Annotated in this window: 22 protein-coding genes and 1 tRNA gene; 1 reads left to right on the top strand and 22 read right to left on the bottom strand. The window is 71.3% G+C overall.

Annotated features, from left to right (window positions below; translation table 11 throughout):
* Positions 1–2: 2 nt before the first annotated feature.
* The 22 genes from AB0P03_RS12155 to AB0P03_RS12050 all read right to left on the bottom strand — a co-directional run bounded on the left by AB0P03_RS12155 (position 3) and on the right by AB0P03_RS12050 (position 24,740).
* On the bottom strand, positions 3–917 hold the full coding sequence (locus AB0P03_RS12155; protein ID WP_363581996.1) for a F0F1 ATP synthase subunit gamma: 915 nt from the start codon (positions 915–917) through the stop codon (positions 3–5).
* A gap of 32 nt (positions 918–949) precedes the next feature.
* Positions 950–2,524: a F0F1 ATP synthase subunit alpha gene (gene atpA / locus AB0P03_RS12150; RefSeq protein ID WP_363581994.1), complete on the bottom strand. Its 1,575-nt coding sequence runs from the start codon at positions 2,522–2,524 to the stop codon at positions 950–952.
* A gap of 161 nt (positions 2,525–2,685) precedes the next feature.
* Positions 2,686–3,501, bottom strand: a complete 816-nt coding sequence (locus AB0P03_RS12145) for a F0F1 ATP synthase subunit delta (RefSeq protein WP_363581992.1) — start codon at positions 3,499–3,501, stop codon at positions 2,686–2,688.
* A complete protein-coding gene (locus AB0P03_RS12140) occupies positions 3,498–4,055 on the bottom strand; it encodes a F0F1 ATP synthase subunit B (RefSeq protein ID WP_363581990.1) in 558 nt (185 codons plus the stop codon). The genes AB0P03_RS12145 and AB0P03_RS12140 overlap by 4 nt, the downstream gene beginning before the upstream one ends.
* Positions 4,056–4,089: 34 nt before the next feature.
* The gene (atpE, locus tag AB0P03_RS12135; protein WP_350879602.1) at positions 4,090–4,326 is read right to left on the bottom strand and encodes an ATP synthase F0 subunit C; all 237 of its coding nucleotides are present in this window, start codon (positions 4,324–4,326) and stop codon (positions 4,090–4,092) included.
* A gap of 93 nt (positions 4,327–4,419) precedes the next feature.
* Positions 4,420–5,235, bottom strand: coding sequence for a F0F1 ATP synthase subunit A (gene atpB, locus AB0P03_RS12130; protein ID WP_350879603.1), 816 nt, complete (start codon positions 5,233–5,235; stop codon positions 4,420–4,422).
* Between the two features lie 285 nt (positions 5,236–5,520).
* Positions 5,521–5,964, bottom strand: a complete 444-nt coding sequence (locus tag AB0P03_RS12125) for a hypothetical protein (protein ID WP_363581988.1) — start codon at positions 5,962–5,964, stop codon at positions 5,521–5,523.
* A 301-nt stretch (positions 5,965–6,265) separates the two neighbouring features.
* Positions 6,266–7,543 (bottom strand): MraY family glycosyltransferase, encoded by a 1,278-nt coding sequence (locus AB0P03_RS12120; protein ID WP_363581986.1) that lies wholly within the window; start codon positions 7,541–7,543, stop codon positions 6,266–6,268.
* A gap of 174 nt (positions 7,544–7,717) precedes the next feature.
* Positions 7,718–8,998, bottom strand: a complete 1,281-nt coding sequence (locus tag AB0P03_RS12115) for a serine hydroxymethyltransferase (RefSeq protein ID WP_363581984.1) — start codon at positions 8,996–8,998, stop codon at positions 7,718–7,720.
* A gap of 181 nt (positions 8,999–9,179) precedes the next feature.
* Entirely contained in the window at positions 9,180–9,821 is a 642-nt protein-coding gene (locus tag AB0P03_RS12110; protein WP_363372045.1) for a protein-tyrosine-phosphatase, read from the bottom strand.
* Positions 9,822–9,853: 32 nt separating this feature from the next.
* On the bottom strand, positions 9,854–10,501 hold the full coding sequence (locus AB0P03_RS12105) for an L-threonylcarbamoyladenylate synthase (RefSeq protein ID WP_063347809.1): 648 nt from the start codon (positions 10,499–10,501) through the stop codon (positions 9,854–9,856).
* A gap of 220 nt (positions 10,502–10,721) precedes the next feature.
* Positions 10,722–11,588: a peptide chain release factor N(5)-glutamine methyltransferase gene (gene prmC / locus AB0P03_RS12100; protein WP_063347810.1), complete on the bottom strand. Its 867-nt coding sequence runs from the start codon at positions 11,586–11,588 to the stop codon at positions 10,722–10,724.
* Positions 11,589–11,650: 62 nt separating this feature from the next.
* Positions 11,651–12,727, bottom strand: coding sequence for a peptide chain release factor 1 (gene prfA / locus AB0P03_RS12095; protein WP_363581982.1), 1,077 nt, complete (start codon positions 12,725–12,727; stop codon positions 11,651–11,653).
* 156 nt (positions 12,728–12,883) lie between these two features.
* Positions 12,884–13,105 carry a 50S ribosomal protein L31 gene (gene rpmE / locus AB0P03_RS12090; protein ID WP_030057539.1) on the bottom strand — a complete coding sequence of 74 codons (222 nt, stop codon included), beginning with the start codon at positions 13,103–13,105 and terminating at the stop codon, positions 12,884–12,886.
* Between the two features lie 138 nt (positions 13,106–13,243).
* A complete protein-coding gene (locus tag AB0P03_RS12085) occupies positions 13,244–14,356 on the bottom strand; it encodes an LCP family protein (RefSeq protein ID WP_363581980.1) in 1,113 nt (370 codons plus the stop codon).
* Between the two features lie 138 nt (positions 14,357–14,494).
* Complete coding sequence (rho, locus tag AB0P03_RS12080) at positions 14,495–16,612, bottom strand: transcription termination factor Rho (protein ID WP_363628708.1); 2,118 nt, start codon at positions 16,610–16,612, stop codon at positions 14,495–14,497.
* A gap of 596 nt (positions 16,613–17,208) precedes the next feature.
* A complete protein-coding gene (gene thrB, locus AB0P03_RS12075; protein WP_350879612.1) occupies positions 17,209–18,147 on the bottom strand; it encodes a homoserine kinase in 939 nt (312 codons plus the stop codon).
* A 361-nt stretch (positions 18,148–18,508) separates the two neighbouring features.
* Positions 18,509–19,606 (bottom strand): threonine synthase, encoded by a 1,098-nt coding sequence (gene thrC, locus AB0P03_RS12070; RefSeq protein ID WP_063347816.1) that lies wholly within the window; start codon positions 19,604–19,606, stop codon positions 18,509–18,511.
* 9 nt (positions 19,607–19,615) lie between these two features.
* A complete protein-coding gene (locus tag AB0P03_RS12065; RefSeq protein WP_363581974.1) occupies positions 19,616–20,908 on the bottom strand; it encodes a homoserine dehydrogenase in 1,293 nt (430 codons plus the stop codon).
* A 138-nt stretch (positions 20,909–21,046) separates the two neighbouring features.
* Entirely contained in the window at positions 21,047–22,489 is a 1,443-nt protein-coding gene (lysA, locus tag AB0P03_RS12060; protein WP_363581972.1) for a diaminopimelate decarboxylase, read from the bottom strand.
* An 85-nt stretch (positions 22,490–22,574) separates the two neighbouring features.
* Entirely contained in the window at positions 22,575–24,236 is a 1,662-nt protein-coding gene (argS, locus tag AB0P03_RS12055) for an arginine--tRNA ligase (protein WP_363581970.1), read from the bottom strand.
* A gap of 84 nt (positions 24,237–24,320) precedes the next feature.
* Entirely contained in the window at positions 24,321–24,740 is a 420-nt protein-coding gene (locus AB0P03_RS12050) for a response regulator (RefSeq protein WP_363582150.1), read from the bottom strand.
* Positions 24,741–24,938: 198 nt separating this feature from the next.
* Here AB0P03_RS12050 and AB0P03_RS12045 point away from each other — a divergent pair.
* Positions 24,939–25,010 (top strand) — tRNA-Arg (locus AB0P03_RS12045).
* The last annotated feature ends 2 nt before the right edge of the window (positions 25,011–25,012 follow it).

Raw genomic sequence — 25,012 nt, 5'->3', positions numbered from 1 at the left:
TCTCATTCGCTCCCGCGGCTAGCGTCGGCGAGGGCGTTGGCACCGCCGACGATCTCGCTGATTTCCTGGGTGATCTCGGCCTGACGGGCCGAGTTGGCAAGCCGCGTGAGCGACTTGATGAGCTCGCCGGCGTTGTCCGTCGCGCTCTTCATCGCGCGTCGGCGGGCGGCGTGCTCGGAGGCGGCCGACTGCAGCAGCGCGTTGTAGATCCGGCTCTCGACGTACCGCGGCAGCAGCGCGTCCAGCACGCCCTCCGCCGACGGCTCGAAGTCGTACAGCGGGAAGATCTCCGCCTTGGCCGGCTGGTCGTCGCTGAGCTGGACCTCGTCCAGCTTCAGCGGCAGCAGCCGGGCCCCGACCGCGTTCTGCGTCAGCATCGACACGAACTTGGTCGAGATCAGGTGGAGCTCGTCCACGCCGCCCGTCTCGGCCGTGAAGGCCTCGATCAGGTCGGCCGCCACGGTCTTCGCGTCCCCGTAGGTCGGCTTGTCCGAGAAGCCCGTCCACGACTCCGCGATCTCGAAGCCGCGGAACGTGTAGTACGAGACGCCCTTGCGACCGACGATGTACGTCACCACGTCCTTGCCCTCGGCCCGCAGACGCTCGCTGAGCGACTGCGCGGCCTTGATGGCGTTGGTCGAGTAACCGCCCGCCAGGCCGCGGTCCGCCGTGATCAGCAGGACGGCGGCGCGCGAGGCGCTCGGGTTCTCGGTGGTGAGCGGGTGCTTGGCGTTGGACCGGGTGGCCACCGCCGTCACCGCACGGGTGAGCTCATCGGCGTACGGAGTGGAGGCGGCCACCGCGCGCTGCGCCTTGACGATGCGCGACGCGGAGATCATCTCCATCGCCTTGGTGATCTTCTTCGTCGCGGTGACAGAGCGGATCCGGCGCTTGTAGACCCGAAGCTGTGCTCCCATGGGTCGTTACGTCCTTTCCCTCGCTACCGGACTCAGGCCTGCTCGGAGAGCAGCTTGCCGTCAGCGGTCTGGTAGCCCTGCTTGAACGCGTCGATGGCGCTGGTCAGCGCGTCGACGGTGCCCTCGGCGAGCAGACCGGTCTCGACGATGCCCGCGAGCAGGTCCTTGTGCTGGAGGCGCACGTGGTCCAGGAACTCGCGCTCGAAGCGGCGGATCTCGGCGACCGGGACGTCGTCCAGCTTGCCGGTGGTGCCGGCCCAGATGGAGACGACCTGCTCCTCGACCGGGAACGGCTGGTACTGGCCCTGCTTCAGCAGCTCGACCATGCGCGCACCGCGCTCCAGCTGGGCCTTGGAGGCCGCGTCCAGGTCGGAACCGAAGGCGGCGAAGGCCTCCAGCTCGCGGTACTGGGCGAGGTCCAGACGCAGACGGCCGGCGACCGAACGCATGGCCTTGATCTGGGCGGAGCCACCGACGCGGGAGACCGAGATACCGACGTTCACGGCCGGGCGGATGCCGGCGTTGAACAGGTCGGACTCCAGGAAGCACTGGCCGTCGGTGATGGAGATGACGTTGGTCGGGATGTACGCCGAGACGTCGTTGGCCTTGGTCTCGATGATCGGCAGACCGGTCATCGAGCCGCCGCCCAGGGCGTCGTTCAGCTTGGCGCAACGCTCCAGCAGGCGGGAGTGCAGGTAGAAGACGTCGCCCGGGTAGGCCTCGCGGCCCGGCGGACGGCGCAGCAGCAGCGACACGGAGCGGTAGGCCTCGGCCTGCTTCGACAGGTCGTCGAAGATGATCAGGACGTGCTTGCCGTCGTACATCCACTCCTGGCCGATGGCCGAACCGGTGTACGGGGCGAGGTACTTGAAGCCGGCCGGGTCGGAGGCGGGAGCAGCCACGATGGTGGTGTACTCCAGCGCGCCGGCCTCCTCCAGGGCGCCGCGGACGGACGCGATGGTGGAGCCCTTCTGGCCCACGGCGACGTAGATGCAGCGGACCTGCTTCTCCGGGTCGCCCGAGCGCCAGTTGTCGCGCTGGTTGATGATCGTGTCGACGGCCACCGCGGTCTTGCCGGTCTGACGGTCACCGATGATCAGCTGACGCTGGCCACGGCCGATCGGGGTCATCGAGTCGATGGCCTTGATGCCGGTCTGCAGCGGCTGCTTGACCGACTTGCGGGCCATGACGCCGGGGGCCTGCAGCTCCAGGGCGCGGCGGCCGCTGGAGGCGATGTCGCCCAGACCGTCGATCGGGTTGCCCAGCGGGTCCACGACGCGGCCGAGGTAGCCGTCGCCGACCGGAACCGAGAGGACCTCGCCGGTGCGGCGCACGGTCTGGCCCTCTTCGATGCCACCGAACTCACCGAGGATGACGACACCGATCTCGCGGGTGTCGAGGTTCAGCGCGAGGCCGAGCGTGCCGTCCTCGAACCTCAGCAGCTCGTTCGCCATGACCGAGGGCAGGCCCTCGACATGCGCGATGCCGTCCGCCGCGTCAGTGACCGTGCCGACCTCTTCCACAGAAGCGGCGTCCGGCTGGTACGACTGGACAAAGTCGGCCAGCGCGTCCCGGATCTCCTCCGGACGGATCGTAAGCTCCGCCATCAGGCTTCCCTGCTCTCCTAGTTTGCGATCCTCGGCCCGCCATTGAGGGCCGCAAGTATTCGACTCTCGGCCGGGTCTGCCGAACCGGCCGTCCGATGTGCCGGCTCCTTGGGGAGCCGGTTTCCCGACCGAGGGTCGGATGTGCTGCTGCTTCGGTGTGCTCAGCCTTCGAGCGACTGGCGAGCGCCTTCGAGGCGGCTCGACACGGTGCCGTCGATGATCTCGTCGCCGACCTGCACCCGGACACCGCCGACGACCTCGGGGTCGACGTCGATGTTCAGGTGGACCTGGCGGCCGTACATCCGGCCCAGAGCACCGGACAGGCGCTCCTTCTGGGTGTCCGACAGCGGCACCGCGGTGGTGACCAGGGCCACCACGCGGCCGCGGCGCGCGGCGGCGAGCTTCGAGTAGGACTCCAGGCCCTGCTCCAGGCTACGGCCACGCGGCGCGTTGACGATGGCCGTGACCAGCCGGACGGTGCCCGCGTGGGCGCGGCCACCGAGCAGCTTCTTGATCAGCGCGGCCTTCGCGGCGGTGCCGGCCTTCGGCTCGGTCAGCGCGGCGCGCAGCTCGTGCGAGCCGCCCACCACCCGGCTGAACCGGAACAGCTCGTCCTCGACGTCGTCCAGGGCGCCTGCCCTGTCCGCCGCGATGACCTCGGCGTACGCGGCCAGCTCCTCGGTCCCGTCCACCAGGTCGCGCGAGCCCGACCAGCGGGAGCGGACCAGACCGGAGACGAGGTCGACGGTCTCGCCGGAGACCTGACCGGTCAGCAGCGAGGAGACCAGCTGGGCCTTGTCCTGACCCGACCGGGACGGGTCGGTCAGGACACGGCGCAGCGACACCTCACGGTCCAGCACGGCCGTGACGGCGGTGAGCTCCTCGGCGAGCTTGGCCGCGTCCACCGAGGTGGAGTCGGTCAGGCTCTCCAGGTTCTGCCGGCCGGCGGCGAGGGCCTCGCGGCTGGCGCCGATCACTTGGCCGCACCCTGAGCAACGGCGGCCTTGGCCTCCAGCTCGTCCAGGAAACGGTCGATCACGCCGCTCTGCCGAGCGCTGTCCTCGAGGGACTCGCCCACGATGCGGGAAGCCAGCTGGGAGGCCAGCGAACCCACGTCCTGGCGCAGGACGGCAGTCGCCTGCTTCTTGTCGGCCTCGATCTGCGCGTGGCCGGCGGCGACGATGGCCTCGCGCTGACGCTGGCCCTCCTCGCGCATCTCGGTGAGCTGGGCAGCGCCCTGCTCGCGAGCCTGCTCGACGATGCGGGCAGCCTCGTGACGCGCCTCGGCGAGCTCGGCGCGGTACTGCTCAAGCAGGGCCTGGGCCTCCGCCTGAGCGGCCTCGGCGCGCTCCATGCCGCCCTCGATGGCGTCCCGACGCTCCGACAGCACCTTCTCGATGCTGGGGAGGAGCTTCTTGCCGAGGAGACCGAAGACGATGAAGAAGCAGAGCAGGCCGATGATGATCTCGGGCCACGCGGGGAGGAGAGGGTTCATCTTCTCCTCGGCCGCGAGCGTAACCGCGATGCTCATATCTGGACCTTCCTCGAATGGGTCTGCGGCAGGATTACTTGTTGCCGAAGACGAACGGCATGACGATGCCGATGAGGGCGAGCGCCTCGGTCAGCGCGAAGCCGATGAACATGTTGGAGCGGATCAGGCCGGCAGCCTCGGGCTGACGGGCCATGGCCTGGACACCGTTGCCGAAGATCAGACCGACGCCGATGCCGGGGCCGATCGCGGCGAGGCCGTAGCCGATGGAGGCGACGGAACCGTAGACGTTGCCCTCAGCGAGGATGCTCATTGACGTTGTCCTTTGCAGGGGTGGTGAACCGGTGGTGATTGGCCACCGGGCAATCCGGAGAGGTTGGTTCAGGGAGGGCCGAAGCCCCCTGGCTCAGTGCGCCTCTTCGAGGGCACCGGCGATGTAGCTGCTGGCCAGCATCACGAAGATGTAGGCCTGCAGGAACTGGACCAGCAGCTCGAAGGCGGTCAGCGCGACGGCGACGATGAACGAGGCCGAGCCGTAGAGCGCACCCAGGGTCGGGCTGAGCAGGTACCAGGAGGCGATGGAGAACATCACGATCAGCAGGTGGCCGGCGAACATGTTCGCGAAGGCTCGGACCGCGAGCGTGAAGGGGCGCACGAAGATGTTCGAGAAGAACTCGATCGGCACCAGGATGAACATGACCCAGCCGGGGATGCCCGAGGGCCAGCAGAGGTTCTTCAGACCGCCGACGAAGCCGTGCTTCTTGAAGGTCAGCGTCATGTAGGTGATCCACACGACCGCAGCGAGGCCGGCCGGGAACGCGATCGCCGCCGAGACGGGGAACTGCGCGAAGGGGATGATCGACATGATGTTCATCAGCCAGATGAAGAAGAACATCGAGACGAGCATCGGGACGTACTTCTCGCCCTTCTTGCCGATCGTCTCCAGCACGATGGAGCGCTTGACGAAGTCGTAGCCGATCTCGCCGACGAGCTGCAGCTTGCCGGGGACCAGGCGCGGCTTGGCGAAGGCGGCCCAGAAGAAGACGACGACCAGCAGCGCAACGATGACCGACAGCAGCATCGGCTTGTTGAACTCGATACTGCCGATCGAGAAGATCGGCTTGAACTGGAACTCGTTCAGACCCGGGGCCGGGAAGCCGCAGCCAGCGTCCCCGAAGTGGCAACTGCCTGAGGCGAGGAACGTGAGCTGATCAGCACTCACCACGGACTCCTTCGTCGTGACGCATGGTTACGGCAACCTCGGTGTGTCGGCGTGGCCTGCGGCCACGGAGCGGCACTGGAACTTGATGGGTTTCTCGCGGATCCCGCGCGCCGGTGCGCCGCACCACAGCGGGATCATCGAAGACTGCGCGGATCCGGGGGGCGATCCGTCCGCTGTTCGGACAGACCTGGCCGCTTCCCGTACTCCGTTGTTGCGACGGACGATAGCAGTCCGTCAGTGCGGCATAAACACCGCCCCCCTCGTTGGGGGGACAGCCAGGGCTCGTCACTGTTGACGCCCCGAGTCGGAGGGCTTGTCGCCCTTGTTTTCGGAGGCGTCGGGGTCGACGTAGAAGGTCTTGGCCTTCAGCGCACCGCGCACCTGGAACCCCGTCCAGATCAGCGCGCAGCCGAGCAGGGTGAAGGCGAAGGCCTGCCGGTTGAAGAGCCCGGTGTTCTTGAAGACCGCCAGCACGATGCCGACCAGCAGGATCTGCGTGGTGTACACGAGCAGCGCCGCGGCCATCATGATGTGCGGGTTCGACCTGGTCAGCCGGTCGAGCGCGACCTGGCCGAAGCTGAAGAAGGCCATCACCAGGAGTGCGCCGAAGAGGGCGCCGAGCAGCCCCTTCCCACCGGCGACGGCGAACGAGATCGCCATGGCGATGATCCCGGCGGCCGCAGTGGGAATCGCGGCGCCTCGGAGGATCCGGGCGTCGGTGGACGGCATGTCGGCAGCTCCGGCGGCATGTCGATGTGACGGGGGACGGGGCACAGAAGGTGGTGGGTGACACCGGACCGAGAGGCCGCCGCCCGGGCCGCCCGCTGGAGCGGCGGGCCCGTCGAGGGAGACCGACCAGGGACGGAAGTCCTCCACCTGTCAGGTCTTTCGGCGTGTTCTCGGTACTCGTGAACGGTATCACAAACTATTTGATGAGAGCTTTACCATGAATGTGTGGCACCTGTCACACCGACGGCGCAACGGTGCAGCCGAACGGGTGAGGCCATTTGACGGAACATCAACTGCCTTGCTAGCGGCGGCCGGTGGCCCGGCCGTGGTCGTCGAGCGCGGAGGCTCCCCGGTCGGCTTCACCAAGAAGTTGCTTGTCCTTTGCCGACAGTTCAGCCATGGGGGCGGACGGACGGCGCCGGTAGCGCGGCGGGACGAAGGCCTGCACCGCCTTCGGCGCGCGCGGCCGGAACTGCGGCGTCAGCAGCACCACCAGGCCGACCAGGCAGAGCCCGGCGAGCGTCAGCACCACCGTGCGGCCGGTGTTGGTGACCGAGAAGGCCACCGTGCCGAAGGCGATCAGCGCGGCCCAGAAGTACATGATCAGCACCGCGCGGCTGTGCGAGTGCCCGACCTGGAGCAGCCGGTGGTGCAGGTGGCGCTTGTCCGCGGCGAACGGCGACTGGCCGGCCCAGGTGCGGCGCACCACCGCGAGCAGCAGGTCCGCCAGCGGCAGCGCGATGACCGTCAGCGGCAGCAGCAGCGGGATGTAGATCGGCACCAGGGCGTGCACGGTCGCGGTCTGCGAACCGGTCTCGCTGCTGATCAGGTCCGGGTCGACGCGGCCGGTGATGGAGATCGCGGCCACGGCCAGCATCAGGCCCAGCATCATCGAGCCGGAGTCGCCCATGAAGATCCGCGCGGGGTGCATGTTGTGCGCCAGGAAGCCCAGGCACATGCCGATCAGCAGCACGCTGAACAGCACCGCGGGCGCCGCGTCGGTGATCGTGTAGCCGTACCAGAGCCGGTAGCTGTACAGGAAGAACGCCATCGCGGCGATGCAGACCATGCCGCCCGCCAGGCCGTCCAGGCCGTCGATGAAGTTCACCGCGTTGACCATGACGACGACCAGGGTGACCGAGATGACCATGCCCTGGGTGGGGCTCACCGCGACCGCGCCGACACCGGGCACCGGGAGGGTGATCACCGTGACGCCCTGCCAGACCATCACACCGGCGGCGATCATCTGGCCGCCGAGCTTCACCAGCGCGTCCACGCCCCACTTGTCGTCGAGCACCCCGAGCAGCCACATGATCCCGGCGCCGGACAGCAGCGCGCGGATGTCGGTGCCCTGGGAGAACACCTTGCTCAGGTTGTCCAGCTGGGAGGCGACCAGGATGCCCGCGCACAGCCCGCCGAACATGGCGATCCCGCCGAGCCGCGGTGTCGGCTCGCGGTGCACGTCCCGGGCGCGGACCGGCGGCATGGCGCCCGCCGCGATGGCGAACTTCCGGACCGGGCCGGTCAACAGGTAGGTGACGGCGGCGGTGCAGAACAGCACCAGCAGATACTCACGCACCACCGGCCTCCTGCGTCACTGTCCAACGGGGAGGTACCGAAGGTACTCCCCTGCGTTCCCGGGGTTCGAGGTGCGTCGCCACGCCCCACACCTTATTGAGTCGGACGCTCAAGGCACGCATCGCGGTTCGCTCTCCCGGGTAGGAGATCCGAATATCCGTCGACGACGCTCTTGTCACCGCCGGTCGGCGAAGGACAGGGCCAGCTCCCGGACCCGGTTCGCCACCCGCGCGCCCGTGCCCCCGGCGAGCACCTGGGCGATCAGCCCGGCGAGCTCGGCGAGTTCCGCCTCGCCCATCCCCTGGCTGGTCACCGTGCCGGTGCCCAGCCTGATCCCGGAGGCCTCGGCCGCCGGCGCCGGGTCGTAGGGCAGCGCGCACTTGCCGAGCAGCAGTCCGGCCACGGCGCAGCGCCGCTCGGCCTCCGCGCCGGTGACGCCCAGCGGGCTCACGTCCGCCGTCACCAGGTGGGTGTCGGTGCCGCCGGTCAGCGGGCGCATCCCGGCCGCCGCGAGCCCTGTCGCCAGCACCCGCGCCCCGTCCACCGTCCGCTGCGCGTACGCCCGGTAGCCGGGCGTCGCCGCCTCGGCCAGCGCCACCGCCTTGCCGGCCACCTCGTTCATCGCCGCCCCGCCCTGGCTGAACGGGAACACCGCCCGGTCGATCCGCTCGGCCAGCTCCGCGGTGGACAGCAGCAGGCCCCCGCGCGGGCCGCGCAGCAGCTTGTGGGTGGCCGCCACGGTGACGTCCGCGTACGGCACCGGGGAGGGCGCCACCCCGGCGGCGACCAGGCCGGCGGTCTGGGCGACCGAGGCGATCAGGTAGGCGTCCACCTCGTCGGCGATCTCCCGGAAGGCGGCCCAGTCCGGGTGCCGGGGGTGCGAGATCGAGCCCGCCACGATCGCCTTCGGGCGGTGTTCGCGGGCCAGGTCGCGCACCTGGTCGAGGTCGATCAGGCCGTCGGCCTCGCGCACCCCGTACCCGGTGAAGGCGAACCAGCGGCCGGAGAAGTTCGCCCGCGAGCCGCAGCTGAGGTGGCCGCCGTGCTCCAGCGACATCGCCAGCACCCCGTCGCCGGGCCGCAGCAGCGCCGCGTACGCCGCCAGCATCGCCGAAGTCGCCGACCGGGGCTGGACGTTGGCGTGCGGGGCGGCGAACAGCTCACGGGCCCGGTCGATCGCCAGCAGCTCGGCGGCGTCCGCGAGGGCGCAGCCGGTGTGGTGCCGGCGGCCCGGGTAGCCCTCGGCGTACTTGTCGATCAGCGGCCCGGTCAGCGCCGCCAGGACGGCCGGGGAGGTCAGGTTCTCCCCCGCCAGCAGCTGGACCGTCTCGGCCCGCCGCTCGGCCTCGGCCGCCAGCAGGTCGGCCACCTGCGGATCGGCCCGGTGCAGTGCCTCGGAGGCCCACGGGCGCCCTCTGGTCGCGGTCGGGCCGGTCGGGGCGTCGGTGACGGTCATGGCGGGGCTCCGGGGCGGCGTGGGGGCGCCTCCCGGCATGGGGGCCGGGAAGGGTGGGTTCCTCCAGCGTAGGACCGGCCGGGCCGGGCGGCTCGTCGGCGCGGGGCCATTCGGCGCTCGGCCGCCACGGGCCGTCCCCGGGCCTCCGGGGGGGCCTCCGGGCCGCTCGCGGCGCGGGCGGTCAGCGCAGCGCGGGCACGCCGGTGAGCGCGGTGACCACCGGGTCGACCGCGTGGAATATCTCCTCGCCGCAGTTGCGGAACATGCCGATCGGGGCCCCGTACGGGTCGTCCAGTTCGTCGGACTCCGGGGTGGCGGCGAGCAGCCAGCCGCGCAGCGCGGCGGCCGCCCGGACCAGGGCGCGGGCGCGCTCGGTGACGTCGGCGCCGCGGCGCGGGTCGGGCAGGGTGCCCGGGTCTATCGTCCGCACCAGGCGGGTGAACTCCTTCAGGGTGAAGGTGCGCAGTCCCGCCTCGTGGCCCATCGAGATGACCTGGGCGCGGTGGTCCAGGGTCGCGGTGAGCACCAGGTCGGCCTCGACCACGTGCTCGTCCAGCAGCTCGCGGCCGGTGAAGCCGCCGCTGTCGGCGCCGTACTCGTCCAGGACGGTCGCGGCGTGGTCCTCCATCGGCGCGCCCACGTGGCCCCAGGTGCCGGCGCTCTCCACCAGGATCCGGCCGGCCACCCGGGGGCTGAGCCGGGTGTCCAGCTCACGCCGGGTGAGCCGCTCGGCGATCGGCGAGCGGCAGATGTTGCCGGTGCAGACGAACAGGATCCGGAAGTGGTCCAGCGGCCTGGGACCCACGCTCAGGTACGGCGCTATGCCGGGCCCGGCATGGAGCGAGGCGATGGGCGTCAACTGCCGGCCTCCAGGTCGGGGACGACCTCCCTCAGCTGCTCGACGCTGATCGCGCCCGCCCGCAGCAGGACCGGGACCTTGCCCGTGACGTCGACGATGGACGAGGCGGTCGCGTGGTCCGCCTGTCCGCCGTCCAGGTAGACCGAGATGGCGTCGCCGAGCTGCGCCTGCGCCTCGTCGCAGGTGGCCGGGGACGGGCCGCCGGTCTTGTTGGCGCTGGAGACGGCGAGCGGGCCGGTGGCGTTCAGCAGCTCGATGGCGACCGGGTGCAGCGGCATCCGGACGGCGACGGTGCCGCGGGTCTCGCCGAGGTCCCAGCGCAGCGAGGGCTGGTGCTTGGCGACCAGGGTGAGCCCGCCCGGCCAGAACGCGTCGACCAGCTCCCAGGCCTGCTCGGAGAAGTCGGTGACCAGGCCGTGCAGGGTGGTCGGCGAGCCGACCAGCACGGGCGAGGGCATGTTGCGGCCGCGGCCCTTGGCGGCCAGCAGGTCGCCGACGGCCTCCGGCGAGAAGGCGTCCGCTCCGACCCCGTACAGGGTGTCGGTGGGCAGCACGACGAGTTCGCCCCGGCGAATGGCCGAGGCGGCCTCGCGCAGGCCGGTGGCGCGGTCCCCGGCGTCGGCACAGTCGTAACGGCGGCTCATCGGTGCGGTCCCCTTCCGGAATGGCTCATCACAGCGTTCACAGCACGGTCTTCACGGCGCGGCCGGGCGAGCGGCGGTACCGCGGCCCGGCCGGTCACGACGACGCCCCTCGGGTGGGCGTACGGCACTCGACCGCTCACAACGACGCCCTGCGGGCTGTCGTACTGTGCTCGATCGTTCACAACGACGCCCTGCGGGCTGTCGTACTGTGCTCGACCCTTCACAACGACGCCCTGCGGGCTGTTGTGAAGCGCGGTCGGTTGTTCAGGTCGCGGTGGTCGGCGGTGTCCGTCCAGCCGCGTTCCTCGTTGAAGATCCACGGGACCTGCCCGCCCTGCTGGTCGGCGTGCTCGATCACCACCGCGCCGCCGGGGCGCAGCAGCCGGGCGGCCACCCGCTCGATGCCGCGGATGGTGTCCAGGCCGTCCTCGCCGGAGAACAACGACATCTGCGGGTCGTGGTCGCGGGCCTCCGGGGCGACGTACTCCCACTCGGTGAGCGGGATGTACGGCGGGTTGGAGATCACCAGGTCGAAGCGGCCGTCCCAGGAGCGGTCGTCGGCGAAGGCCCGGGTGGCGTCACCGGCGTGCAGGGTGACCCGGGCGCGGTCGGGGCTGGCCTCGATGTTGCGCCGGGTGTACTGCAGCGCGCCCTCGTCGAGTTCGAAGGCGTGCACGGTCGAGCGCGGCAGCTCCTGGGCCAGGGCGAGCGCGATGGCGCCGGAGCCGGAGCACAGGTCGACGACCAGCGGCTCGGCCACGTCCATGTCGCGGACGGCGTCTATGGCCCACTCGACGACCGTCTCGGTCTCCGGCCGGGGTACGAACACCCCGGGGCCGACCTCCAGTTCGAGGTAGCGGAAGAACGCCCGCCCGGTGATGTGCTGGAGCGGTTCGCGCGCCTCGCGGCGGGAGACGGCCTCCCAGTAGCGGGCGTCGAAGTCGGCGTCCTTCACCGAGTGCAGCTGGCTGCGCTTGACGTTGTGGACGTAGGCGGCGAGTTCCTCCGCGTCGAAGCGCGGCGACGGCACGCCGGCCGCGGCCAACCGCTGGGTGGCCTGGGCCACCTCGGCGAGCAGCAGGTTCATCCGTACGACCTCTTGTTTCTGCGCTCCGGCTCGCGCCGTCGCTCGGGCTGGGCGCGCCGGTCTCAGTTCTGTTGGGCCGAGGCGAGCTTGGCCGCCGCGTCCGCGTCGACGCAGGACTGGATCACCGCGTTCAGTTCGCCGTCCAGGACCTGGTCCAGGTTGTACGACTTGAACCCCGTGCGGTGGTCCGAGATGCGGTTCTCCGGGTAGTTGTACGTCCGGATCCGCTCGGAGCGGTCCACCGTACGGACCTGGCTGCGACGCGCGTCCGAGGCCTCGCGCTCGGCCTCCTCCTGCGCGGCGGCCAACAGGCGCGACCGCAGGATGCGCATCGCCTGCTCCTTGTTCTGCAGCTGGCTCTTCTCGTTCTGGCAGGACGCCACGATACCGGTCGGCAGGTGGGTGATCCGGACCGCGGAGTCGGTGGTGTTGACCGACTGGCCGCCGGGGCCGGACGAGCGGTAGACGTCGATCCGCAGGTCGTTGGCGACGATCTCGACCTCGACCTCCTCCGCCTCGGGGGTGACCAGCACGCCCGCCGCGGAGGTGTGGATGCGGCCCTGGGACTCGGTGGCGGGGACGCGCTGCACGCGGTGCACGCCGCCCTCGTACTTCAGCCGGGCCCAGACGCCCTGCCCGGGCTCGGCGTTGCCCTTGGTCTTCACGGCCACCGAGACGTCCTTGTAGCCGCCGAGGTCGGACTCGTTGGCGTCGATGATCTCGGTCTTCCAGCCGATCCGCTCGGCGAAGCGCAGGTACATCCGGAGCAGGTCGCCGGCGAACAGCGCGGACTCCTCGCCGCCCTCACCCGCCTTGATCTCCAGGATGACGTCCTTGTCGTCGCTCGGGTCGCGCGGCACGAGCAGCAGCCGCAGCTCCTCGGTCAGCCCCTCGCGGCGCTGCTCGCCCTCCTTCACCTCGGCGAGGAACTCCGGTTCCTCGGCGGCGAGTTCGCGCGCGGCCTCGATGTCCTCGCCGGCCTGTCGCCACTGCCGGTAGACCCGGGTGATCGGGGTCAGCTCGGCGTACCGCTTGGCCAGCTTGCGAGCGTTGGCCTGGTCGGCGTGGACGGACGGGTCGGCCAGCCTCTTCTCGAGGTCGGCGTGCTCGACGAGGAGCTCTTCGACTGCCTCGAACATGGAGTGGGCCTTCTTCCCGTGAGAACCGTTGGAAGCCGGTGAGGACCGGCCGGTCGTGCGAACCGCTGGAGGGGGTGCTGGGGGATGCGAACGGCGCCGGCCCCCAGCGCCCCCGGAACGAGTACGGGGGCACCGGGAACCGGCGCCGTGGGAGCGCTAGGCCTTCGCGCTGTGCTGCTTGCCGAAGCGGGCCTCGAAGCGGGCCACGCGGCCACCGGTGTCGAGGATCTTCTGCTTGCCGGTGTAGAACGGGTGGCACTGCGAGCAGACCTCGGCGCGGATCTCGCCACTGGTCTCGGTCGAGCGGGTCGTGAACTCGGCGCCGCAGGTGCAGGTCACACGGGTGACCACGTACTCGGGGTGAACGTTGGGCTTCAAGGGGTTCTCCTAGGTTTCGGGAGGGCACCGGGTCGGCGGCTGGAGCGCCGCACGTGAACCGGGACCGACGGACCAGTCTGCCAGGACCGGCCGCATCTTCCCAAACCGGGTCGTGTTCCGGGATATTCCGGGCACCGCTCAGCGCCTGGCGGGAGCCTTCGCCGGGGCCGTGGGGGCGGCCGTGGGGGCGGCCGTGGGGGCGGCCTGGGCGGGGTTCTCGGGCTGCGCCGAGACGATCGCCTGCGGGACCGGCTGGTCGGCCTTGAGGGCCGCCCAGAGCTGGTCCGCCTGCGGCTGCTGCTCGACCACCCGGTTGGGGTCACCGGGGGCGGTCATCACCGGCAGGGTCACCATGCCGAGCTGGTCCGGCCCGATCCCCTTGAGCTCCTGGACGAGCCCCACCAGGGCGTTCACCGAACCCAGCGCGGAGTCGGTGGTGATGCTGCGGGTCATGGTGTCGCCGATCGACCAGAGCTTGACCGGGTTGGAGAACAGCCCGATCCCGCCGGCCTGCTGGAGCAGCGACTTCACCATCTGCTTCTGGAGTTCGATCCGGCCGAGGTCGCTGCCGTCGCCGACGCCGTGCCGGGTGCGGACGAAGGCCAGCGACTGCTGCCCGTCGAGGTGGTGCTCTCCCGGCGGCAGGTCGAGCCCGCTGTCCTTGTCGTGGATGGCCACCGCGGTGCTCACGGTGGCCCCGCCTATCGCGTCCACGACGCGGGCGAAGCCGGCGAAGTCGATCTGCACGTAGTGGTCCATCCGCAGCCCGGTGAGCTGCTCGGTGGTCTTGACCGCGCAGGCCGCGCCGCCGGCCTCGAAGGCGCTGTTGTACATCGCGCGCTTGGCGCCGGCCACCGCCTTGCCGGCGGCGTCGGTGCAGTCGGGCCGGGTGACCAGGGTGTCGCGCGGGATCGAGACGACCTCGGCGTGCGAGTGGTCCTGGTTGACGTGCAGCACCATCGCGGTGTCCGAGCGGGCGGTGTCGCCGGTGTCGCCGCCGGCCAGGTCGCCGTTCTCGCCGTTGCGCGAGTCGGAGCCCAGCACCAGGACGTTGAACGAGCCGTCGGTGGCGGCCGGCGGGCGGGCGTCGCCGAGGCGGGCGTTGATGTCGACGCTCTTGATGTTGCCGTTGAGTTCGACGTACGCGTACCCGGCCGCTCCGGCGCCGAGGACGACGAGCGCGGCGAACGTGCAGGCGGCCGCCCGCAGGATCTTGCGGCGGCGGGTCAGGACCCTCTTGTGCTCGGCCATACGGTCCAGAGTAAAACGGACAAGATGATCAAAAAGCCTCATGATGTCCCAACTCTGGAACAAAGCCGAGTGGACGCACCGAACCCCGGACCGCTCGCGCGGTCCGGGGTTCGGTGGGCGACAACCGTCCGGCTACGGTCAGTCGTTGGAGCCGGGGGTGGTCTTGGCGATCTGCATCAGGAACTCGGCGTTGCTCTTGGTCTGCTTCATCTTGTCCAGGAGCAGCTCGATCGCCTGCTGCGAGTCGAGCGCGTGCAGCACCCGGCGCAGCTTCCAGACGATGGCCAACTCCTCGCTGCCGAGCAGGATCTCCTCCTTGCGGGTGCTGGAGGCGTCCACGTCGACGGCCGGGAAGATGCGCTTGTCCGAGAGCTTCCGGTCGAGCTTGAGCTCCATGTTGCCGGTGCCCTTGAACTCCTCGAAGATCACCTCGTCCATGCGCGAGCCGGTCTCGACCAGCGCGGTGGCCAGGATGGTCAGCGAGCCGCCGTTCTCGATGTTGCGCGCGGCGCCGAAGAACTTCTTCGGCGGGTACAGCGCGGTCGAGTCGACACCACCGGACAGGATGCGGCCGGAGGCCGGCGCCGCCAGGTTGTAGGCGCGGCCGAGGCGGGTGATCGAGTCCAGCAGGATGACCACGTCGTGGCCCAGCTCCACCAGGCGCTTGGCGCGCTCGATGGCCAGCTCGGCGACGGTGGTGTGGTCCTCGGCCGGGCGGTCGAAGGTCGAGGAGATGACCTCGCCCTTCACCGACCGCTGCATGTCGGTGACCTCTTCCGGACGCTCGTCGACCAGGACGACCATCAGGTGGCACTCGGGGTTGTTGTGGGTGATCGCGTTGGCGACCGCCTGCAGCACCATCGTCTTGCCGGTCTTCGGCGGCGCGACGATCAGACCGCGCTGGCCCTTGCCGATCGGCGACACCAGGTCGATGATCCGGGTGGTCAGGATGCCCGCGTCGGTCTCCAGACGCAGCCGGTCCTGCGGGTAGAGCGGGGTGAGCTTGTTGAACTCGGGGCGGCCGCGGCCGCTCTCCGGGTCCATGCCGTTGACGGAGTCCAGCCGCACCATGGCGTTGAACTTCTCGCGGCGCTCGCCGTCCTTGGGCTGGCGCACCGCGCCGGTGATGGCGTCGCCCTTGCGCAGGCCGTTCTTGCGGACCTGGGCGAGCGAGACGTAGACGTCGTTCTGGCCCGGCAGGTAGCCGGAGGTGCGCACGAACGCGTAGTTGTCGAGGATGTCGAGGATGCCCGCGACCGGGATCAGGACGTCGTCCTCGCCGACCTGCGGCTCGGCGGGGCCGGCCTCGAAGCCCTCGCGGCGGGCGCCACGGCCCCGGCGGTCGCGGTAGCGGCCACGGCGGCCACGGCGGCCGTCACCGAACTCGTCGTCGTCGTAGCCGCCCTGCTGGACCTGCGGCTGCTGGGTCTGCTGGCCGCCCTGGCGGGCCTGCTGGCCGTCGCCCTGACCGGCCTGCTGCTGGCCGCCGCCCTGCTGGGGCTGGCGGTCGGTGCGCTCGCGGCGGTTGCGGCGGTCGCGGCGCGACTCGCGGGAGTCGCCGTCCTGGGCCTCGCCGCCGTCCTGGCGCTCGGCGCGCTCGGGGCGGTCGGCCCGCTCCGGGCGGTCGCCGCGGTCCCGGCGGTCCCGGCGGTCGCGACGGGTCTCGGTGCGGCCCTCCTCGCGGCCCTCGAAGGCGCGGGTCTCGGCCTGGCGGGTCTCGGCCTGCTTGGGCTCGGCCACCGCAACGGCGGCGTCGGCCGTGGCGTCGGCGGTCGGGGCACCGGCGGCCGAGGTGGCGCGGCGGCGGGTGCGCTCGGCACGGGCGGGCGCGGCGGTCTCGGCGGCGGCCTGGACCGGGATCTCGATCTGGGCCTGCGACTCGGCGGCGGCCGGGGCCGCGGCGGCGGTAGCGGCGGCGGCGGCGGCCTTGGTGCGGCGGGCCGGCTTCTCGGCCGGCGCCTCGGCGGCGTCCGCCTTGGAGGCGGTGCGCTTGGCGGCGGCCGGAGCACCACCGGCGGCGAGCAGCGGGTCTCCGCCGCTCTTCTCCTTGATGGTCTCGATCAGCTGGCTCTTGCGCATGCGTCCGGTACCGGTGATGCCCAGGTCCCCGGCGAGCTTCTGCAGCTCGGCCAGGACCATGCCGTCCAGGCCGGCGGCGGCGGTACGGCGGCGCCGCGCCGGGGCCGCGGGGGCGGCGGCTGCGTCCGACGCCTCGGCGTCCGGGCGCGCGCCCATCAGATCGGTGGAGTCGCTCACTAAGGGTCCTTCCCTGGAGCGGACGTCGGCCTGTCTGGCTCGGCGACCGGTTGTGCTGTCCTGACCGACGCTCGACTGCGTCGGTCCGAGGCGGTGATCCCCCGAAAGGCGGAAGCCGGTCGAGGGAGAGCTGCGAGGTGCGGTGCGTGAAGCACGGTGGTGCTGAGTGGCGCGGCGGGCCGGTCGGTCGTGTGCCGACCGGGCGTACCCCCACGCTTGCCTGCGAATCCCGGGCCCCCGTCGCGTGACGGTGGACCGCGCTCCGCCCGTCCTGGCCTCAAGGTGGGAGGCCGCGGGTGGGAGTCAGGTGCCGTCACGGCTTCGGGATGCGGCCGCGTGTCGCGCAGGCAGGCTGCGTACGCGCTGCGGTGGGCTCCCGGAGAATCGTCGCCCCGTGCATCGCCGCGACTCCACGGCAGTGGAGTGCTGGGATCGGGACGCGGCGCACCGATCCCCGGAGGGCACCTGGTGCAGCAATGAGGTTAACACTACCGACCCCCTCAGACATTCCCCAGCCTTGCGCTTGCCAATCGTGTCCGGACGGCCCGGCTCTCAGGTGGCCGGGCCGGGCCGGACGAGCAGCCCGGACGGGCCGTTCAGCCGTCCAGCGGGAGCACGGTGGCCCCGATCCGGTCGAGCTCCAGGCGGTGCGCGGCGAACGCCGGGTCGCCGCCGTGGCCGTGGTGCCCGGCGAAGGAGAGCACCTTGTCGGCGCCCGCCTCGTCGGTGAGCGCGAGGACGGTCGGGCCGGCCCCGGAGATCACCGCGGGGACGCCCTCCGCGCGCAGCGCGCCCACCAGGGCGGCGCTGTCGGGCATGGCGGAGGAGCGGTAGTCCTGGTGCAGGCGGTCCTCGGTGGCGGCGAGCAGCAGCTCGGGCCGCCTGGTCAGCGCCTCGACCAGCAGCGCGGCGCGGCCGGCGTTGACGGCGGCGTCGGTCAGCGGCACGGTCTTCGGCAGCAGGCCGCGGGCGGTCTCGGTGAGCACCTCGTCAGCGGGGACGAACACCACCGGGACGACCTGGTCGGAGGGCTCCAGGCTGACCGCCTTGGCCGACTCCTCGTCCGTCCAGGCGATGGTGAAGTTGCCGCGCAGGCAGGCCGCGACGTTGTCGGGGTGGCCCTCCAGCTCGGAGGCGAGGGCCAGCAGCGCGTCGTCGTCCAGCGCGGACGGGCCGCCGATGGTGACCGCGCGGGCGGCCACGATGCCGGCGCAGATCGCGGCCGAGGAGGAGCCGAGGCCGCGGCCGTGCGGTATCCGGTTGGCACAGACCACTTCGAGGCCGCGCGGCTGGCCGCCGAGGCGGTCGAAGGCGGCGCGCATCGAGCGGACCAGCAGGTGGCGCTCGTCGCGGGGCAGCGTGTCGGCACCCTCGCCGGCGATGTCGATGGAGAGCCCGGAGTCGGCGACCCGGACGACCACGTCGTCGTACAGGCCCAGCGCGAGGCCGAAGGCGTCGAAGCCCGGGCCGAGGTTGGCACTGGTCGCGGGAACCCGGACCCGGACGGCGGCGGCACGGAACGCGGGACCGGCCATGCGGTGGACTCTCCTGGGGAAATCGGGCGGCGCGGATCGCGTCGTCGGTGCGAAGGCGGGGAATGGACCACAGGCCCCGGCGGGGCGGGCGGTCACGGTCGTTGGCGCGGCCTGGAGAAGGCCGGACCCGGGGCATGTGCCACACGGCCGAACCCAGAGTATCGAAGAGAGGTTCCCCAGTGGTACACCCCGTGGTCCTCCGATCTGGTGTGTTGCCGCTTCTGGCCGGAATGCGTACCGGAATCGGATCGGAATGCGCGGCGTAATTGACACAAAAGTGTCACCGGAGAACATCGACGGGCCGCCCCCCGAAAGGGTCGGCCCGTCGAGGCGTCGGGCGCCCGTGGAGCCCGACGGCAGGTCAGTCGAGCAGGCCCAGGCGCTGCGCCGCCGCCTCCGGGTCGATCGGGACGATCTGCGGCTGCGGCGCGCCGGCCACCGCCCAGTCCGGGTCCTTGAGGCCGTTGCCGGTCACGGTGCAGACGATGCGCTGGCCCGGGTCGACCAGGCCGGCCTCCGCCTTGGCCAGCAGGCCGGCCACCGAGGCGGCCGAGGCGGGCTCCACGAAGACGCCCTCCTGCGCGGCCAACAGCCGGTAGGCGGAAAGGATCTGACGGTCCGTCACCTTGTCGATGAGGCCGCCCGACTCGTCCCGCGCGGCGAGCGCGAAGTCCCAGGAGGCCGGGTTGCCGATCCGGATCGCGGTGGCGATGGTCTGCGGCTTGAGCACCGGCGCGCCGTCCACGATCGGGGCCGAGCCGGAGGCCTGGAAGCCCCACATCCGCGGGGTGCGCGTGGCCAGGCCGTCGGCGGAGTACTCGCGGTAGCCCTTCCAGTACGCGGTGATGTTGCCCGCGTTGCCGACCGGCAGGACGTGGATGTCCGGGGCGTCGCCGAGCATGTCGACGATCTCGAAGGCCGCGGTCTTCTGGCCCTCGATCCGCACCGGGTTCACCGAGTTGACCAGCGCCACCGGGTACTTCTCGGACAGCTCACGCGCGAGGGTGAGGCAGTCGTCGAAGTTCCCGTCCACCTGGAGGATCTTGGCGCCGTGCACCAGCGCCTGGCCCATCTTGCCGAGGGCGATCTTGCCCTGCGGGACGAGCACCGCGCAGACCATCCCGGCCCGCACCGCGTACGCGGCGGCGGAGGCCGAGGTGTTGCCGGTGGAGGCGCAGATGACGGCCTGCGCCCCCTCCTCCTTGGCCTTGGAGATGGCCATCGTCATCCCGCGGTCCTTGAAGGAGCCGGTCGGGTTGGCACCCTCGACCTTGAGGTAGACCTCGCAGCCGGTGCGCTCGGACAGCACCTGGGCGGGGACCAGCGGCGTGCCGCCCTCCAGCAGGGTGACCACCGGGGTGGCCGCGGTGACCGGCAGGCGGTCCCGGTACTCCTCGATCAGGCCGCGCCACTGGTGGGTGTGCGCGCCTCGGACGACGTTCTCGGCAACGGCGTTCATGGCTGTTCCTTACTCCCCTTCGACCCGCATGATGCTGGCCACGTCCCGCACGCTGTCCAGCGCGCGGAGCTTGTCGACCGTCGCCGACAGCGCGGCGTCGGTGGCACGGTGAGTGACCACGACGAGCGAGGCGTCGCCGTCGCGGCCCTGCTGGCGCACGGTGTCGATGGAGACGCCGTGCTCCGCGAAGACGGACGCGACCTGGGCGAGGACACCCGCACGGTCGTCCACGTCCAGGCTGACGTGGTAGCGGGTGACCACTTCGTCCATCGGCTTGGCGGGCAGCTGCGTGTACACCGAGTCACCGGGACCGGTGGCACCGGCCAGCTTGTTGCGACAGACCGCGACCAGGTCGCCGAGCACCGCGGAGGCGGTCGGCGAGCCGCCCGCGCCCGGGCCGTAGAACATCAGCCGGCCGGCCGCCTCGGCCTCGACGAACACCGCGTTGTACGCCTCGCGGACGGAGGCCAGCGGGTGCGACAGCGGGATCATCGCCGGGTGGACCCGCGCGGTGACGGACTCGCCGTCCGCCGCCCGCTCGCAGATCGCGAGCAGCTTGACCACGCAGCCCATCTCCTTGGCGGAGGCGATGTCGGCGGCCGTCACCTCGGTGATGCCCTCGCGGTAGACGTCCGCCGCGGTGACCTTGGTGTGGAAGGCGATGCCGGCCAGGATCGCGGCCTTGGCGGCGGCGTCGAAGCCCTCGACGTCGGCCGTCGGGTCGGCCTCGGCGTAGCCCAGCGCGGTGGCCTCCTCCAGCGCCTCCGAGTAGCCGGCGCCGGTGGTGTCCATCTTGTCGAGGATGAAGTTGGTGGTGCCGTTGACGATGCCCAGCACCCGGTTGACCTTGTCCCCCGCGAGGGACTCGCGCAGCGGGCGCAGCAGCGGGATCGCGCCCGCCACCGCGGCCTCGTAGTACAGGTCCACCCCGGCCGCGGCGGCCGCGGCGTGCAGTTCGGTGCCGTCCTTGGCGAGCAGCGCCTTGTTGGCGCTGACCACCGAGGCGCCCCGCTGGAACGCCGACAGGATGAGGTGTTTGGACGGCTCGATGCCGCCCACGACCTCGACCACCACGTCGATGTCGCCCCGGTTGACCAGGGCCTCGGCGTCGGTGGTGATCAGGTGCTCAGGCACGCCCGGGCGCACCCGGCCGGCCCGGCGGACCGCGATCCCCGCGAGCTCGACCGGGGCACCGATGCGCGCGGCGAGGTCGTCGGCCGTCGTCGTCATGATGCGCGCCACCTCGGAGCCCACCACACCACAACCCAGCAACGCCACCTTCAGCGGGCGCGTACGCATCATCCGACTCCGCTCTGCATTCTTCGTGCTTCGGTAATTCCGGCGGGATTCTGGGGGCCGCCGGGAACTTCGGTCCGTACCAGTCTCGGGGACTTCCCGCACGGATCTACGGTCGTTCCATGATCTGAGACAAGGATTTCGTCATCCGATATCGAGACGCAGGAGATCCTCCTCCGTCTCGCGCCGGACGATCACCCGCGCGGCGCCATCCTTGACGGCCAGCACGGGAGGCTTCAGGGCGTGGTTGTAATTGCTCGCCATCGAGCGGCAGTACGCGCCGGTTGCGGGCACCGCGATCAGGTCGCCCGGGGCCAGGTCGGCCGGCAGGAAGGCGTCCCGGACCACGATGTCGCCTGACTCGCAGTGCTTGCCGACCACCCGCACCAGCATCGGCTCGGCGTCGCTGCGGCGCGACACCAGGGCCACCGAGTACTCGGCGTCGTACAGCGCGGTCCGGATGTTGTCGGACATCCCGCCGTCCACGCTGACGTAGGTGCGCAGGCCCTCCAGCGGCTTGACGGTGCCGACCTCGTACAGCGTGAACGCCGTCGGGCCGACGATCGCCCGGCCCGGCTCCACGCTCAGCCGGGGGGTGTTCAGGTTCGCGGCGGCGCACTCGCGGCGCACGATGTCGGCCAGCGCGGCCGCGATCTCGGCCGGCTCGCGCGGGTCGTCCTCGCTGGTGTACGCGATGCCCAGGCCGCCGCCCAGGTCGATCTCGGGCAGCTCGACGCCGTGCTCGTCGCGGATCTCGGCCAGCAGGCCGACCACCCGGCGGGCGGCCACCTCGAAACCGGCGGTGTCGAAGATCTGCGAGCCGATGTGCGAGTGGATGCCGCGCAGCTCCAGGCCCTCGTGCCCGAGCACCCGGCGCACCGCCTCGGCGGCCGAGCCGCCCTCCCGTCGCCCACCACCACCCTCGACCGAGCCGCTTCGCGGCGCGGCCAGACTCAGGGACAGCCCGAACTTCTGGTCCTCGTGCGCCGTGGCGATGAACTCGTGGGTGTGCGCCTCGACGCCGACGGTGATCCGGATCAGCACCTGCTGGCGGACGCCCTGGCGGGCCGTGATCGCGGCCAGCCGCTCGATCTCCTCGTAGGAGTCGACCACGATGCGCCCGACGCCGGTCTTCACCGCGTGTTCGAGCTCGTCCGCCGTCTTGTTGTTGCCGTGCAGCGCGATCCGCTGCGGCGGCATCCCGGCGGCCAGCGCCACCGTCAGCTCGCCGGAGCTGCACACGTCGAGGTTCAGGCCCTCCTCGTGCAGCCAGCGCACGATCGCCTTGGAGAGGAACGCCTTGCCGGCGTAGAAGACGTCCGCCTCGGTGCCGAAGGCGTCGCGCCAGGCCCGCGCCCGGGCCCGGAAGTCGTCCTCGTCGAGCACGTAGGCCGGCGTGCCGAACTCGGCCGCCAGGGACTTGACGTCGATCCCGCCGACGGTGGCCACGCCCTCGGCGTCGCGGGCGACGGTGCGCGACCAGACCTTGGGGTCGAGCGCGTTCAGGTCGGCCGGCGGGGCGGCGTAGTGGCCCTCGGGCAGCACGTCACCGTGACGGGGGCCTGCGGGGTGTGCGGAGCGAGACATGTCCTGCTTCCTTGACCTATGGCGAGGGGCGGCGACGGTCTCCGTTGACCGTCAGCCGCCCCCGCTGCGCACTTGGGGGTGGTGCCTACATCCGCTCGGGCGCCGTGACGCCCAGGAGCGTCAGGCCGTTGGCCATCACCGTTCGCGTGGCCTCGACCAGCCAGAGCCGGGCGCGGTGCGTGTCCGTGAGCTCCTCGTCGCCCTTGGGCAGGAACATGCAGTTCTCGTACAGGCGGTGGTACTTGCCCGCCAGGTCCTCCAGGTAGCGGGCGACCCGGTGCGGCTCGCGCAGCTCGCCGGCCGTGGCCAGGATCCGCGGGAACTCGCCGAGGGCACCGAGGATGTCGTTCTCCCACACGGTGGCGAGCAGCTCGGGCTTGAAGTCCTCCGCCGCGCCCTTGTCGACGCCGAGCTGCGCGGCCTTGCGGGCCACGCCGCACATCCGGGTGTGCGCGTACTGGACGTAGTAGACCGGGTTCTCGTTGGACTGGCTGGTCAGCACGTTGATGTCGAGCGTGATGGTGGAGTCCGTGGGGGACCGCGTCAGGGTGTAGCGGGCGGCGTCCACGCCGATCCACTCGATCACGTCGTCGATCGTGATGATGTTGCCGGCCCGCTTGGACATGCGGACCTCTTCGCCGTCGCGAAGCATCTTCACGAACTGGCCGATCTTGACCTCGATGTTGCGGTTCATGTCGTCGCCCGCGCAGGCCACGATGGCCTTCAGCCGGTTGACGTAGCCGTGGTGGTCGGCGCCCAGCATGTAGACGGAGACCTCGGCACCGCGGTCCCGCTTCGACAGGTAGTACGCGGCGTCGGCGGCGAAGTAGGTAGTCTCGCCGTCGGCCTTGACCAGGACGCGGTCCTTGTCGTCGCCGAAGTCGGTGGTGCGCAGGAAGACCGCGCCGTCCTGCTCGAAGACGTGGCCCTGCTCGCGCAGCCGGTCCATGGCCTTCTCGACCGCGCCGGATTCGTGCAGCGTCTTCTCGGAGAACCAGACGTCGAAGTGGGTGCCGAACTCCTGCATCGAGCGCTGGATCTCGGCCACCATGAGCTTGAGGCCCTCGGTGCGGAAGGCCTCCAGCTGCTCGGCGTCGGGCAGGTCGAGCACGCCCGGGACGCCGTCGGTGATCGCCTTGGCGATGTCGCCGATGTACTCGCCCACGTAGCCGTCGGCGGGGACGGGCTGACCGTTCGCGGCGGCCTTCAGCGAGCCGGCGAACTTGGAGATCTGCACGCCGGCGTCGTTCAGGTAGTACTCGGTGGTGACGTCGGCGCCGCTGGCCCGCAGCACGCGCGCCAGCGAGTCGCCGACGGCGGCCCAGCGGACGCCGCCGATGTGGATCGGGCCGGTCGGGTTGGCGGAGACGAACTCCAGGTTGATCTTCAGGCCCTTGAGCGCCTCGTTGCGCCCGTAGGCCTCGCCCGTCTCGACGATGGTGCGCGCCAGCGCGCCCTGGGTCGCGGCGTCCATGGTGATGTTCAGGAAGCCCGGCCCGGCGATGTCGACCTTGGCGACGCCGGTGATCCCTCGCAGGCGGTCGGCCAGCAGTTCCGCCACGGCTCGCGGCGGGCGGCCGGCCGCCTTGGCGAGCTGGAGGGCCACGTTGATCGCGTAGTCGCCGTGGTCCCTGTTCTTGGGTCGCTCGACCGTCACGTGCTCGGGCACGGCGACGGTCAGCTCGCCCGCCTCGACGGCGGCGCTCACTGCGGCCTGGACTGCCTGGGAAAGCTCTGCGGGTGTCACGACGCCAAGCGTAGGCGAGACGGGGTGCCCGCCCGCCACCCGGTTTGCCGGTCGGGACGCCCGCGAGCCCTCCCGTCAGCGGTGTCAGCCTCGATCGGTCCGCTCTGTTCGCTCAGGGCGAAACCCGCCCGGCTGTCCCCCCAGAGCCATCAGCCGCCGCACCAGCGCCACCAGATCGGCCGGGTCGAAGGGCTTGCCGAGGTAGCCGTCCACCCCGACGGCCTCCCCCAGGTCCAGATCGGCCGGGGTGCAGGCACTCACGATCGCGATCGGCAACCGGCTGGTCCCCGGGGTCGCGCGCAGCCGGGCCGCCGTCCGCAGGCCGTCCAGGCGCGGCATCATCACGTCCAGCGTCACCACGTCCGGCTTCACCCGGCGGACCACCTCCAGGCACTCGGCGCCGTCGGCGGCGGTCACCACCTCGAAGCCCTCGAGCTCCAGGTTGACCCTGATCAGCTGGCGGATCACCTCGCTGTCGTCCACCACGAGGACCCGCCCGGACACTCCCGACACCTCACCGAGGGTATCGGCGCCCCCGCCGCCCCGTCCGGCCTTTGGGCACTTCCGCCGACCCCCGCCGCCCGCCGCCGGCGCACCCCACAGCTGCTCGGCCGCCCCCGCCGGAAACCCGTGCACGGACCACGCCCGGAGCCTGGTAGTGTTCTTCACGTCGGAGGCCGAAACGCCGACGACACCGAGCAGGCCCCCGTAGCTCAGGGGATAGAGCACCGCCCTCCGGAGGCGGGTGCGTAGGTTCGAATCCTACCGGGGGCACT

Origin of the sequence: Kitasatospora sp. NPDC088779, from assembly GCF_040685395.1 — a bacterium.
Lineage (GTDB): Bacteria > Actinomycetota > Actinomycetes > Streptomycetales > Streptomycetaceae > Kitasatospora.
Note: the sequence above shows the minus strand (reverse complement) of the source record. Positions and strands in the feature narration are given on the sequence as shown.